This window comes from Bacteroides uniformis (genome assembly GCF_025147485.1).
Taxonomy (GTDB): domain Bacteria; phylum Bacteroidota; class Bacteroidia; order Bacteroidales; family Bacteroidaceae; genus Bacteroides; species Bacteroides uniformis.
The window spans coordinates 1,947,782-1,960,804 of record NZ_CP102263.1 but is presented as its reverse complement, the minus strand read 5'-3'; the positions used below and the strand labels follow the sequence as shown (position 1 = coordinate 1,960,804).

At 45.3% G+C, this 13,023-nt stretch carries 11 protein-coding genes; 6 read left to right on the top strand and 5 right to left on the bottom strand.

Annotated elements, in window-relative coordinates; genetic code table 11:
- Positions 1–254: 254 nt before the first annotated feature.
- Genes NQ510_RS07460 through NQ510_RS07450 form a run of 3 tightly spaced genes read right to left on the bottom strand, consistent with a single transcriptional unit; the run spans position 255 to position 2,565 of the window.
- Entirely contained in the window at positions 255–1,277 is a 1,023-nt protein-coding gene (locus NQ510_RS07460; RefSeq protein ID WP_005824128.1) for a FecR family protein, read from the bottom strand.
- A gap of 1 nt (position 1,278) precedes the next feature.
- Positions 1,279–1,851, bottom strand: coding sequence for an RNA polymerase sigma-70 factor (locus NQ510_RS07455; RefSeq protein WP_227238991.1), 573 nt, complete (start codon positions 1,849–1,851; stop codon positions 1,279–1,281).
- 45 nt (positions 1,852–1,896) lie between these two features.
- The gene (locus NQ510_RS07450) at positions 1,897–2,565 is read right to left on the bottom strand and encodes a GDSL-type esterase/lipase family protein (protein WP_005824132.1); all 669 of its coding nucleotides are present in this window, start codon (positions 2,563–2,565) and stop codon (positions 1,897–1,899) included.
- Between the two features lie 817 nt (positions 2,566–3,382).
- Here NQ510_RS07450 and NQ510_RS07445 point away from each other — a divergent pair.
- The 4 genes from NQ510_RS07445 to NQ510_RS07430 are packed head-to-tail and all read left to right on the top strand — an operon-like array spanning position 3,383 to position 5,818.
- Positions 3,383–3,739, top strand: a complete 357-nt coding sequence (locus NQ510_RS07445; RefSeq protein WP_234129834.1) for a tetratricopeptide repeat protein — start codon at positions 3,383–3,385, stop codon at positions 3,737–3,739.
- Between the two features lie 19 nt (positions 3,740–3,758).
- Positions 3,759–4,205, top strand: coding sequence for an HNH endonuclease (locus NQ510_RS07440; RefSeq protein ID WP_005824136.1), 447 nt, complete (start codon positions 3,759–3,761; stop codon positions 4,203–4,205).
- A gap of 17 nt (positions 4,206–4,222) precedes the next feature.
- Entirely contained in the window at positions 4,223–5,119 is an 897-nt protein-coding gene (locus NQ510_RS07435; RefSeq protein ID WP_227238988.1) for a BT4734/BF3469 family protein, read from the top strand.
- 27 nt (positions 5,120–5,146) lie between these two features.
- Positions 5,147–5,818 (top strand): hypothetical protein, encoded by a 672-nt coding sequence (locus NQ510_RS07430; RefSeq protein ID WP_008665713.1) that lies wholly within the window; start codon positions 5,147–5,149, stop codon positions 5,816–5,818.
- An 837-nt stretch (positions 5,819–6,655) separates the two neighbouring features.
- Here the strand turns inward: NQ510_RS07430 and NQ510_RS07425 are convergent.
- The gene (locus tag NQ510_RS07425; RefSeq protein ID WP_005824146.1) at positions 6,656–7,657 is read right to left on the bottom strand and encodes a DUF3871 family protein; all 1,002 of its coding nucleotides are present in this window, start codon (positions 7,655–7,657) and stop codon (positions 6,656–6,658) included.
- 187 nt (positions 7,658–7,844) lie between these two features.
- Entirely contained in the window at positions 7,845–8,009 is a 165-nt protein-coding gene (locus NQ510_RS07420; protein WP_005824152.1) for a hypothetical protein, read from the bottom strand.
- A gap of 880 nt (positions 8,010–8,889) precedes the next feature.
- On the opposite strand from NQ510_RS07420, the gene NQ510_RS07415 reads away from it, so the two are divergent.
- Both NQ510_RS07415 and NQ510_RS07410 read left to right on the top strand, forming a co-directional pair.
- Entirely contained in the window at positions 8,890–9,669 is a 780-nt protein-coding gene (locus NQ510_RS07415) for a DnaJ domain-containing protein (protein WP_005824158.1), read from the top strand.
- Positions 9,670–9,745: 76 nt separating this feature from the next.
- Positions 9,746–13,018 (top strand): S41 family peptidase, encoded by a 3,273-nt coding sequence (locus tag NQ510_RS07410; protein WP_005824160.1) that lies wholly within the window; start codon positions 9,746–9,748, stop codon positions 13,016–13,018.
- The last annotated feature ends 5 nt before the right edge of the window (positions 13,019–13,023 follow it).

Below are 13,023 nucleotides of genomic sequence, written 5' to 3'. Positions count from 1 at the left end.
GTAACATTTTGAGCATGCAATGCAAGTACTCCGTTAAATAGGAATAAAAATGTTAACAAAAGCACAAAACTGCAAGAGTTCCTATTCCATCTACTAAAAAAAGTTACGCATTCTTTTAGATAGAAATAACTGGTTGGATTTTTCATAAATTTGTAACTGAGTAATTGATTTAATCTTTAATTAATTTATTCGACGACAAGGATTGTGAATTGCTGCAACAATTTGCAATCCTTTTTCTTTTTCTTCTTTTTCTGTTAATTGTCCTCCTTTCTTATTATAAATATATGTTCTTTTTCCAGATACGTCAATTGCCCACTTTCCTGCAACAGGTCCAAGACCTCCGTCAAGGTCGATTCCCTATGCACGTGGCAGAAGAACCGTTTTTTTTCAAGCGAAGGATCTTCAATGACAATTTCCCTGTCGAATTTCCGTTTCAATTCCAACACAATGGTCTTCAGTGTTTCCCCGGGGAACATCAGTTCCCCCGTCCGCCACGTACCAGCCGTAGAAGCATCCATTTCACGAATCGAACTCAGACCCGTTTCGAGAGAGACTGTCAGCATTTGATTGGGCTTTATCCGTATATTTTTATTCTTATCAGTATACACTTCCACCTGCCCTTCTTTTAAGAGAACTGTTGGATCCTCACCGGAATACGATTTCACATTAAATGTAGTACCCAGTACACGTACTTTCAACCTCTCCGTTTCCACCAAAAACGGCTTGTGTTCATCACGGTTCACTTGAAACAAAGCCTCACCTGCCAGTTTGACCGTACGGTAACCCCTAGCAAATTTGGTGGGATAAGTAAACCGGCTACCTGAGTTCAACCAGATGTGTGTACCATCCTCCAATACCAAATTGGCTGTCTGCGAGTTGGGGACAATTACCGTATTAAATCCAACCGGTCGTGTAACCTCCATGTAATATAACGTTCCCAACCCTACTGACAATACAATTGCTATTGATGCAGTTATTTTTAGGAAGAGTGATGATTTAGGTTTATGGATATCGTTTTTTTGTGTTGTATTGTATGTCTCCTGTTCCTTAATTTTGGATTCAGATCTACTCATCATCTTCTCTATCATCTTTTGGTAAGATGCATTCAGATGTATCTTTGTTGCATAGTTGGCTTCTTCTTTTTTCGACCAGATTTCCTCCAACGAGAACAAAAAAGTCGAGTTAGCAGGTTCTTCCCTTCTCCATTTGTTGATCTTTTTGTAATCCTCCTCCGAAGCGGAATGATTTAAAAAACGCTTTAATACATTTAAATCCATATTACAGTAATATATAATTCAACATTAGAGCAATCCAAATTCCGACATGCCTCAAGGACTTGCGCAATTCCGCGATGGCTTGGGCAAGGTGTGTCTGTACCGTACGTAAGGACACATGCATCTGATTGGCTATGTCCTTTTGTGACTTCCCTTCGAAGTAGAATAAGTTTAAAGCTTCCGCACGTCTGGGAGGCAATTGCCTGATTGCATTTTCCAGCAACTTATAGTTCAACTCCTCATTCGTTTCAGACATCGAAACAGTCGATTCAATTTTCTGGTTGTAATATTCACAACGATCAATGGCCAGTTGCCACTGTTCCCGGTAGTTCTCCACTACCTTTTGGTGCTTCAGATAGTTTAGACAACTGTTTTGCGTGGCTTTGAATAGAAAGGCGGCCAGCCTACTGGAAACAATCATATGATGTTGTTCCCAGTAAGCGACAAATACATCATGTACTATATCTTCAGCAACCTCTTCATCAACAAATTTACATGCATGAACCATCAATTTAGGATACAGTTCATCATAAACTTGTCTAAAATGACTGATAGAATCCCCCCCCTTTTCTTGCATTCCATTTGAATATTGAGAGTCCATAATAACGGTTTGTATCTGTGGCTATTTGATGGCAGACAATACGATTTTTTCCATAACCTCATATCCTTTATCTGTAGGGTGGACACCATCATACGTATATTCATCAATCATGCCTCCGTTCTCTTTGCTCATTTCACTGAAGTAATCAATGTAGTGTACATGTTTTGCTTTGGCAAGTTGCCGGATCCGCACATTCAGCTCATAAATCTGTTTCACTGCATCCGTAATGTCTTTTCTCCAAGGATACACATCAACCGGAAGAACCGAAGAAAGATACACTTTGATTTTATGTGATTTGGCTAACTCTACCATTGATTTGATGTTACTCACCGTATATTCGATGCTGTACTTACCAGTATTTTCGGCTATGTCGTTCGTACCGATGTTGATGACAACAGCTTTTGGTTTAAGGTCAATCACATCTTTTTGGAAGCGGAGCAGGAGTTGCGGACTGGTTTGACCGCTGATGCCACGACCTAAAAATTGATGACCTGTAAAAAAAACGGGGCGTTTGCTAGCCCATCCGTCGGTAATGGAATTTCCGATAAAAATCACTTTCGGATAAGTTTTGTTTTGAATGATGCGTTCATTATCCTTTTGATATCTTTCAAAATCAGGATACTCGCTCAGTGTTTGGGCCGTTGCCACTGTTGCGAAAAAGTACAGAAGAGCAAAGAATAAGTGTTTCATATTTAGTATTATTTAGTAATGATTGTTAGCAATATCTTATATTAAGACAACTACACTATCAAAAGTACGTATTCTAATAGTTAAAAGAAAAAGATTTTTATCTACTATGATATTACGTTTTATGCCTTTTGCTTTTTATTCCCGTCAACACCGTTCAAGGAAGCATTGTTCCCCTTTGACATTTTGATTGTCCACGATACTATTTACAATTGGTCCCATGCTATGTTTCACACGTATATCTTCACGTAATTTCTCTAACAATAAGCCCAACTCCGACAAAGAACCTCATTTACGATAGTGGTGATAAAACAACTGTCACTTTGGGAATTCGAAAAGAGGCATATGCCATTGACAACTAGTCTTAACTAAAAAATACAGCATTACAAATCATATTTTACTCTTCCTGCAAATTTAACACTTTTGTTATATACGCCATTCGGTCTCCGTTAGATCAGCCTGGTACATTTTTCGTTTGGCACCGCAAAGAAACTATTCGGCCGCGGAAACGTCAGTAAAAAAAATCAGCTGTTTTTAAAACATATATAGTCCTCATCATTATTTCTACAGCCCGAACATCTTTTTCAATCTCTAGACCGTACTAACACTCACTCCCTCGGTTCTGGCTATCATCTTCATCTGATAACTTTACCGGAAAGTCTTGACATACCGAAACGATTGCCGGACAAATCCATCGGACCATCATCCGCATATTCTCCCACTTCAACTTACACACATAAAAAACTGCCGTCTGACAAAACCCCGAAATCCTTACATGTGTGATTTTAAAAAAATGTTCAATTTCAAAAATGAAAGAAACATGAAAACAGAAACAAAAAGAATTTTGGAAAAGGCCCAGGCAGGTGATGCAGAGGCTCAGTATCTAACCGGTCTGTATTATGAGGATAAGGGAAATGCCGACGAGGCTTTCCTATGGTATGACCGTTCGGCTACACAGGGATTCGTATATGGAATCAACGCCGTTGCCATATATTACCTGAAAGGGATGGCTGTAAAGCATGATACCGGCAAGGCAATCGCTCTTCTAGAGAGTATTGCAGATAAATTCCCCACAGCCAAAGCCAATCTGGGCCATATATACCTGGAAGGGCAGGGGATGTCCGCAGGATATAGGGAAAGGTATCGGGTTACTCGGACAGGCTGCGGATTCAGGTGACGGACTGTCGGCTTTCACAATGGGGCATATACGCCTCAAAGGGCTGTTTGGGACTCCCGTAATGTACAAGGAAGCGACAGGATGGTTCGAGAAGGCCTATGAACTGGGGATATATGACAGTGTGGACTTCCTCTGTGACCTGTATGAAGGTCTGTATTCACGGGGCATGAGGGACATCAGGAAATACAGGTTATGGTCGGATGTCAGAAAAAGCCTTGAAAAAGGAGGTTCCCGTACCGGTCTGGCAATGCCATCATCCGCAAATGGAGGCAATGTACCGGTATTCGGGGAGGCAAACGGCAGACAGTACATCATCATCGGCGGGGAGAAGGCTTATGTCGATCTCCTCGTTGCTGAGACATTCCTGGTCAATCCTGATCCGAAGGCCTATACGGAAGTGGAGCATATTGACGGCGACATGTCCAACAATGCGGCTGATAATCTCAGATGGATAAAAAAGCAATAAAGTCTATGGTAAAGAATATGAAAACGACATTGACAGAAAAGATTAATTGGACAAAGTACAACCTGGCTTATCCTGAGTTAGGAGATGTTATACAGATGATTCGCACGGGAGACATGCAATTGCATGACAATGAGTTTGGAGACTATACATTGAAGCAGGCAATAGAGCATATCAGAAGTGTAGCTCCAGGTGACATGCGGAAATGGAAAGCCAGACTCCTGCCCGCTGTTGCCTATAACGGTACATTCAGGGAACTTAACGGTGCGGGGCTGATTGAATACTCGCGTGTGACGGCATTGGATTTTGACCATATAGCAACACCGGATGAAATGATCCGGTTACGGAACAAGCTGATGATAACCGAATGTGTCCTGAGTGTTTTTGTTACACCCAGTGGAAATGGACTGAAGGCTCTGGTTTTGCATGACAATACAGATCCGGCCAGACATGAAGATTTGTATGGACAGCTACTGGATAAATTCTATGTGGCAAACAGAAATGATGCAAGCTGTAAAGACCTGGCACGCAGAAATTATCTGAGTTACGATCCTGACATCTGGACCAATCCAAATCCTGAACCGTACCCTTATGTCCCCACCATAAAGCCACAGGTACAGATGCCACAATCATCCGGGACAAGAACAGTGTCGGACAAAAGCATCATCAGCATCATGAACTCCCACTGGAAAAGGAACAATCCTGAATATTGGAAAAAAGGCAACAGGGGAAACTGCATCTTCAGGTTAGCCTGCTGGATGTGCAAATGGGGTGTTGACGAGGAATTGGCTACTGAGTATTTCATTGATGGCTGGGAAGATGACACAATGGATGAAAAGGAAATCAGAAGCCATGTGGGCAACGCCTATAAGACCGAAGAGAAGAACTTCGGAACATTGATATTTACAATACACTGATTTAATCACCCCTTTAAAAAAACAATTATGGCACTGACAAAAAGCCGGGGTAACATGTATCCTTTTGTTACCCACACGTGGAATGCAATAAAAGGAATATGTTTTCATGACTGCCCCTATTGTTACATGAAAAAATTCGATGGTCTGCTTCCTATACGGTTTGACCCCAAGGAACTGGAAGTAAACCTGGGTAACGGCAATTTTATTTTCGTTGGTAGCGGAACGGACGCATGGGCTTTCGACGTACCTTCGGACTGGATTGCCCGGGTTCTGGATTATTGTGACAAGTTTGATAATAACTATCTTTTCCAATCCAAGGACCCCATACGTTTCTTGGAGTTCATAGGGCATCCGGTAATGAAGAAATCGGTTTTGTGCACGACCATTGAAACCAATGTCTTTTATCCGGACATCGTAAGGAATGCTCCAGGTACCCGGAAACGTGCCAAAGCCATGCAAAAACTGGCGAGCCTTGGAATGAGAACCTATGTGACCTGTGAACCTCTGATAAAATTCGACTTGCCCGAAATGGTTGAACTTGTCAGCATGTGTTCTCCTGTACAAGTCAATATCGGCAGGAACTCACGACAGGACATTACCCTTCCCGAACCGACAAGGAATGAAGTGCAGGCATTGATAACCGAACTTCAGAAATTTACCAAAGTGGTAGTCAAATCCAATGCCAAGTGCTGGACTTGAGAATGTACTGACTGATTGGAAAGATAAAGGAGATGCTGCATAAGCTCTCCTTTAAAATTTCGTCAAAGCCAATAAAGAATCCATATGTCAAGGATACAGGTGAAAAATATTGCAAAATAACACCTTGTGAGTTAACCGGAGGCAAGTTTATTATACATATACTGCATATTTTATTATAATACCCACTCAGGCGGCGTGAGCCTACAACAAACGAAAGAAGAAAGATATACAATAGTTTCATGCAACTTTTTTTGTCAAAATGAGAGATTTTACTTAAAAGAAATAGATTGCATAAGGAAAAATATTGATGCGTTCCGTTTACTCATCGAAGTGTAAAAAGGGTATATAAAAACATTGCAAACCTTTATATATGAAATGAGTATAAACAAAAATAAAACAATTATGGATAATAATATAAATAATATGATATCAATTAGTATGCCGAAAGGTTGCAGGTATATGAGTGATTATGAAAATCTCTTGAATGGGGAATTGCCATTGGATGGTAAGTTTATCCTGAACAAGACTGTAACCGGTTGTGGTGGTACATCCCTGTTTCTCGATTCGAACTTTCCTGTGGTAATAATTTCGCCACGACTTCAGGTGTTGAAAGAGAAGCACAGACAATATCCCGACAGTTTTCACTTCCATGTCCCATTCAGTGGTAATAGAGGACAAGCAATAATCCAAATGATGCGTGATCTTGATTCGTACCTGGACTGTCATCATGGAAGCACACCATTTACCCCCTTGCCAATGAGACCTGCCAAGATACTGGTTACACTGGATTCATCGGACAAGGTTCTTGGTGTCCTTAGAGGAAATAATATGCTGGATTCATGCCTCTTTGTGGTCGATGAGTTCCAATGTCTTATGGGCGATGCGACGTTCAAGGGCAGTACGGACATGAATTTTCTCATCCGGCTTGACAGTGAAGTGAAACGTATCTGTTACTTGTCCGCTACACCTGTCCCTGACATCTACCTTGACTACATACCTCAATTCGCCAACATTCCCTACTATAAACTGGAATGGGATCCTGATGTGATTGTGGAGCCGACATTGAAGGAGAGGCAGATGAGGAACGGTGAGACTGCGGAGAAACTGTGTGGGGAACTGATACAACGTTACAGAAGGGACGGATATTTTGAAAGGAAAATAGTGGATGGAAATATAGTCTGTTCCCGTGAAGCCTGCATATTTCTCAATGAGGTCAAGTCGATCATAAGGATAATCGGGCAAAACAGTCTGAAGCCGGATGAGGTGACTATCCAGATTTGAACACACACGAACCCTCCACCCGATAAAGATCTTGAATTTCTCGGGTGATTTTCGGGCGTATAAGTTTTCCTCGTTCAGGCTTCTTACACCTCCGATACATAAATGTACTTCCTCGCCGTTCATCATTCTGCTCATGGAACGGATATGAAAACAGAAAGCCATACGTTGATAATAGATGGTCTCGTCCTCCGGTCTAAGCTCTTCTTTCCTTTTTGTCAATGCTCCCGGAACCCTGCCCAGGATTTTATGTGATACTCTGATTTCCGTGTTACCAAAGTTCTCTCCGGTAAAATATACTTTCGCGGCATCCTCTACCTGGTGGATAAATTTCTGGTGGCTGATTGTAAGCTGGTTATCCCCAAAACTAGGGACAATACAGTTCCTTTCAAGTTCTTCAAGTGTAATACCCGAAGTGTTACTCTCAATAAAATTAGGATGCTCTTTCTGTTCTTCTTCAGATACGATTACAGCATCTTCGATATTAACTGCATCCATCATTCTTGTTACCATTCCGATTGTTCTTGGAATGACAGTAAGTTCATTAGTCATTGTTTCCATACTCTTGTTATTTTTTAGTCGGTTAATAAAATGCGATGAAAAAACAAAAAGCCAAGAGGTGTCATTTCTTTGCTTTTATGAATATACCTCTTAGCTTCTTTATTCCTTTGAGTATTGAAATTGCTACCTCCAATACGGTTATTATTACGTCCGCTTTCTTGTCATAATCCATTCATCAGACGTACTATCAGTTTTCAGTCGCAGCATCAACGGCCTTGACTTCACCCGTGGCAATCTTCTTTTTTCCGAATTTGCCACAATACTTTTCTGCAAGCTCGATTACTACGGAACCTGCCACGATAATCTCGGCCACATAAGCTGCGACCTTCAATCCTTTAATTAAATTTCCCATGTCTCTTAGTTTTAAATTGTTAGTAATTATGTTTCTATTCTCTATTTCTCTTATATACTTTTCTCATATATAAGGCTTTGAAGGGAAATCAAGGAAGGGGAGAAGAAAAAAATAGACCAATCTTTCGACTGGTTGTGATAGTTGAACCGTTGTAAATAGCTCCTCGCATTTACTTGGCCTATCATGCGGCATACATTCTTTCGTGGGGAACTTTATGTCTTGTCCACATACTGAAATTGCTACGCATCATCGAATCTACATGCTTATCCATCTTCTGAAAATAAGTGTGACCCGGTAATTGTTTTTATCATTAATGCTTGAAGCCGTACGCACTCTTCATTGCAGTGCTGAATAATGCTCCAAGCTATCTTATCATATATAAGAGTTTGAGGGGATTTGAAAAGGAAAACTGACTATAAAAATTACTCGATAGAAGGCACAGATTAATAATAAAAGTATTATTTTTGCAAATGAGAATTAGACATATAGGAATTAACTAATTAGCAATAATTCCAAATAAAGATTTAGTATTAACAAGCAGCATTATACTATAGGTAAACCATAGTGTAAACCGAAAGAGATGCAATAGAGTATATACAATTGATAATCAGCCGTTATCAGTTTATCTCTCGCGAAGTCTGGGGGGCGTGTGGTCGCAAGTTCGAATCTTGTCATCCCGACTGTTGAGCATTAAGGAGTTAAGTCTAAGACTTAACTCCTTAATTTTTATAGTATTTCTTAATGACAGACTTGCTGCCATAAATATGCTGAATATGTACAAAAAGAAGACGGTGCCTATTCGCTTCAGCGGGAATAGCTCATCAAATTACTGGAATTCTCGTAAGAAATCTCTATTTTTGCACTTTAAACAAGAAAAATTATGGGAGCAGCTAAATGGATAGGCGGCATCATCGGCTTCATGGCCGGAGGACCGCTGGGAGCCTTGGCAGGTTTTGTATTCGGTTCACTGTTCGACACCGATTCAAGTGACGCAGGCAGTTATTATGGAGAAGAACCAACGCACGGCACTACCTATACCGGGCAACGGAACAGTTTCCTCTTCTCCATGCTCGTGATGGCTTCGTACATTATCCGTGCAGACGGGCGCATCATGCATAGTGAAATGGAATTCGTCCGCCGCTTTCTGAGAAGCACATTCGGTGAGGCTGCCGTGGGCGAGGGAGAACGGATACTGCTCAACCTCTTCGAACAGCGCAAGCAGATGGACAGACAAAACCCACTGGCATTTAAAAACACCATCCGTGACTGTGGAACGCAGATTGCCGCCAACCTGACATACGAGGAACGCTTGCAACTGCTGGTATTCTTGGTAGAAATTGCCAAAAGCGACGGACACGTCTGCAACGAGGAGATAGAAGCCTTGAAAGAAGTGGCCATGTACATGGGACTATCGGTCAAGGAAGTGGAATCCATGCTTAACCTAGGCGGTAGCTCACTGAACGAGGCCTACAAAGTACTTGAAATTGAACCCACTGCCACCAATGACGAAGTGCGTGCTGCTTACCGCCGCCTAGCCTTGAAACACCATCCCGACCGGGTGGCAACGCTGGGCGAAGACATCAAGAAAGCCGCAGAAGAGAAGTTCCAAAGCATCAACAATGCCAAAGAACAGATATACAAGGCACGAGGTATGAAATGACGTACCTCGCTCCTTGCCTTGTGGACAGCATCATGACGTTTATAAACATTCTATATTAACATCAACCCACACACTTATGAAAAAAACCCTTGCAATCCTTGCACTAGGCCTTACTGCCATTGCCGGACATGCCGCCACGCCGCTCTGGATGCGCGATGTGCAAATCTCTCCCGACGGTACGGAAATCGCATTCTGCTACAAAGGAGACATCTACAAGGTGCCGGCCAAAGGTGGAACCGCCACACAGCTTACTACCCAAGAGAGCTACGAATGTACCCCCATATGGTCGCCGGACGGCAAACAAATAGCCTTTGCCAGCGACAGATACGGCAACTTCGACGTATTCGTGATGCCGGCAGACGGCGGAACCGCCCAACGGCTCACTACCCACTCCACCGGTGAGATACCCTCCACATTCACTCCGGACGGAAAGTATATCTTGTTTTCCGCATCCATCCAGGACCCGGCAAGCAGCGCTCTTTTCCCCACTTCGGCCATGACCGAGCTTTACAAAGTACCTGCAACGGGAGGGCGTACGGAGCAAGTGCTGGGCACCCCTGCCGAAGCGGTCTGCTTCGACAAGGCGGGCCATCAGTTCCTCTACCAAGACCGCAAGGGATTTGAAGATGAATGGAGAAAGCACCACACCTCCTCCATCACCCGCGACATCTGGCTGTATGATGCAAAGACGGGTATCCATACCAACCTCACCGACCGCGCGGGCGAAGACCGCAACCCGGTGTTGTCACCCGATGGAAGAACGGTTTACTTTTTGAGTGAGAGAAACGGCGGCTCATTCAACGTGTATGCCTTCCCGCTGGCACAGCCCCGAGAGGTGAAGCCCATCACCAGCTTCAAGACACATCCCGTGCGCTTCCTCTCCATGAGTGACGGCGAGACGTTGTGCTACAGTTACGACGGCGAAATCTATACCCAGCAGCCGGATGCCACCCCGAAGAAAGTCGCCATAGAACTGGTGCGCGATGACCGGCCGCAATTCGCCAACCTGCAGTCTTCCGACGGAGCCACCTCTGCCGTTGTGTCCCCGGACGGAAAACAGATTGCCTTCACGCTGCGCGGAGAAGTCTTTGTCACTTCGGCAGACTATGCCACTACCAAGCAGGTGACGCACACACCGGCACGCGAAGCGGGCCTCTCCTTTGCGACGGACAACCGCACCCTGGCCTACGCCAGCGAGCGAGGCGGCAACTGGCAGCTCTACCTTGCCAAGATAGCCCGCAAGGAAGACCCTAACTTCCCGAACGCCACGCTGATTGAAGAAGAAGTGCTGCTGCCCTCCACCACCGTGGAACGTGCCTATCCGCAATTCTCGCCCGACGGCAAGGAACTCGCCTTCATCGAAGACCGCATCCGGCTGATGGTGCTCAATCTGGAGACGAAGAAGGTGCGCCAGATTACGGACGGCTCCACCTGGTACAGCACCGGCGGAGGATTTGACTACGCATGGTCGCCGGACGGTAAATGGTTTACACTTGAGTTCACGGGTAACAAGCACGACCCCTACTCCGACATCGGCCTGGTCAGCGCAGAGGGAGGCAAAGACATCATCAACCTCACCAATAGCGGCTACATGAGCGGCTATCCCCACTTTGCGCTGGACGGCAACGCCATCCTTTTCACCACCGAACGCTACGGCATGCGTGCCCATGCCTCATGGGGCTCGCTGAACGACGCCATGCTCGTCTTCCTCAACCAAGACGCCTACGACAAATACTGCCTGAGCAAAGAAGACTACGAACTGCGCAAGGAGCTGGAGAAGGAACAAAAGAAGTCTGCCGGAAAAGACACCCCCCAAGACAAAAACAAGGATAAAAAGAAGAAAGACGACAAGAAAGACAGCAATGCTGACGAAAAAGATGACCAGCCGAAAGACATCGTCGTAGAGCTGAAAGGCATCGAAGACCGTGTGGTGCGCCTCACCCCGAATTCTTCCGACATGGGCAGCACCATCATCTCCAAGGATGGCGAGACACTCTACTACCTGGCAGCCTTCGAAGGCGGCTACGACCTCTGGAAGATGAATCTGCGCAAGAAAGAGACCCGCCTGCTGCACAAGATGGATGCCGGATGGGCGGACATGCAGCTGGACAAGGACGGCAAAAGCCTCTTCCTGCTGGGCAGCCACAAGATGCAGAAAATGGACACTTCATCCGACGCGCTGACCCCCATCACCTTCCAGGTAGATGCCAAGATGGACCTGGCTGCGGAGCGCGAATACATGTTCGACCACGTGTACCGCCAGCAGCAGAAGCGATTCTACAACACCTCGATGCACGGAGTGGACTGGGACAAGATGACCGCCGCCTATCGCCGCTTCCTGCCCCATATCGACAATAACTATGACTTTGCCGAGCTGCTGAGCGAATGGCTGGGCGAACTGAACGTATCTCACACCGGTGGCCGTTTCTATCCCAAAGGGCAGTCCGAGCCTACTGCCAGTCTGGGACTATTCTTCGACTGGAACTACACGGGCCGGGGCATGCTCATTGCCGAAGTGGTGGAGAAAGGCCCCTTCGACACAGCCAACACCCGGGTGAAAGCCGGCACAGTCATCGAGAAGATAGACGGCGTGGAAATCACCCCCGATGCAGACTACTACACGCTGCTCAACAACAAGGCACGGAAGAAGACACTTGTTTCCCTCTTCGACCCACAGACCAAGGAACGCTGGGAAGAGGTCGTTATCCCCATCACGAACGGTGCGTTCAGTGATTTGCTCTACAGCCGCTGGGTGAAACAGCGTGCGGCAGACGTTGACCGATGGTCGGGTGGCCGATTGGGTTACGTGCACATCGAGTCTATGGGAGACGACAGTTTCCGTTCCGTCTACTCGGACATCCTGGGAAAATACAACAACCGCGAAGGCATCGTCATCGACACCCGTTTCAATGGCGGTGGACGCTTGCACGAGGATATAGAAATACTTTTCAGTGGACAAAAATACTTCACCCAAGTGGTGCGCGGTCGCGAGACGTGCGACATGCCCAGCCGCCGCTGGAACAAACCCTCCATCATGGTGATGTGCGAGGCCAACTACTCCAATGCGCACGGCACGCCGTGGGTTTACAGCCACCGCGGACTGGGCAAGCTGGTAGGCATGCCCGTGCCGGGAACCATGACCAGCGTGTCGTGGGAACGCCTGCAAGACCCGTCATTGGTATTCGGCATCCCCGTCGTGGGCTACCGCCTGTCGGACGGCAGCTATCTGGAGAACTCGCAGCTGGAGCCGGACATCAAAGTAGCCAATTCACCCGAGACCATCGTGAAGGGAGAAGACACACAGCTGAAAGCTGCCGTAGAGGAACTGCTGAAGGAACTCGAAAAATAAGTACC

What these genes read in the sequence shown, in the direction of transcription:
- NQ510_RS07460 (WP_005824128.1), bottom strand. Translation starts at nt 1,277, where the DNA reads ATGGATTTAAATGTATTAAAGCGTTTTTTAAATCATTCCGCTTCGGAG.
- NQ510_RS07455 (WP_227238991.1), bottom strand. Translation starts at nt 1,851, where the DNA reads ATGCAAGAAAAGGGGGGGGATTCTATCAGTCATTTTAGACAAGTTTAT.
- NQ510_RS07450 (WP_005824132.1), bottom strand. Translation starts at nt 2,565, where the DNA reads ATGAAACACTTATTCTTTGCTCTTCTGTACTTTTTCGCAACAGTGGCA.
- NQ510_RS07445 (WP_234129834.1), top strand. Translation starts at nt 3,383, where the DNA reads ATGAAAACAGAAACAAAAAGAATTTTGGAAAAGGCCCAGGCAGGTGAT.
- NQ510_RS07440 (WP_005824136.1), top strand. Translation starts at nt 3,759, where the DNA reads ATGGGGCATATACGCCTCAAAGGGCTGTTTGGGACTCCCGTAATGTAC.
- NQ510_RS07435 (WP_227238988.1), top strand. Translation starts at nt 4,223, where the DNA reads ATGAAAACGACATTGACAGAAAAGATTAATTGGACAAAGTACAACCTG.
- NQ510_RS07430 (WP_008665713.1), top strand. Translation starts at nt 5,147, where the DNA reads ATGGCACTGACAAAAAGCCGGGGTAACATGTATCCTTTTGTTACCCAC.
- NQ510_RS07425 (WP_005824146.1), bottom strand. Translation starts at nt 7,657, where the DNA reads ATGGAAACAATGACTAATGAACTTACTGTCATTCCAAGAACAATCGGA.
- NQ510_RS07420 (WP_005824152.1), bottom strand. Translation starts at nt 8,009, where the DNA reads ATGGGAAATTTAATTAAAGGATTGAAGGTCGCAGCTTATGTGGCCGAG.
- NQ510_RS07415 (WP_005824158.1), top strand. Translation starts at nt 8,890, where the DNA reads ATGGGAGCAGCTAAATGGATAGGCGGCATCATCGGCTTCATGGCCGGA.
- NQ510_RS07410 (WP_005824160.1), top strand. Translation starts at nt 9,746, where the DNA reads ATGAAAAAAACCCTTGCAATCCTTGCACTAGGCCTTACTGCCATTGCC.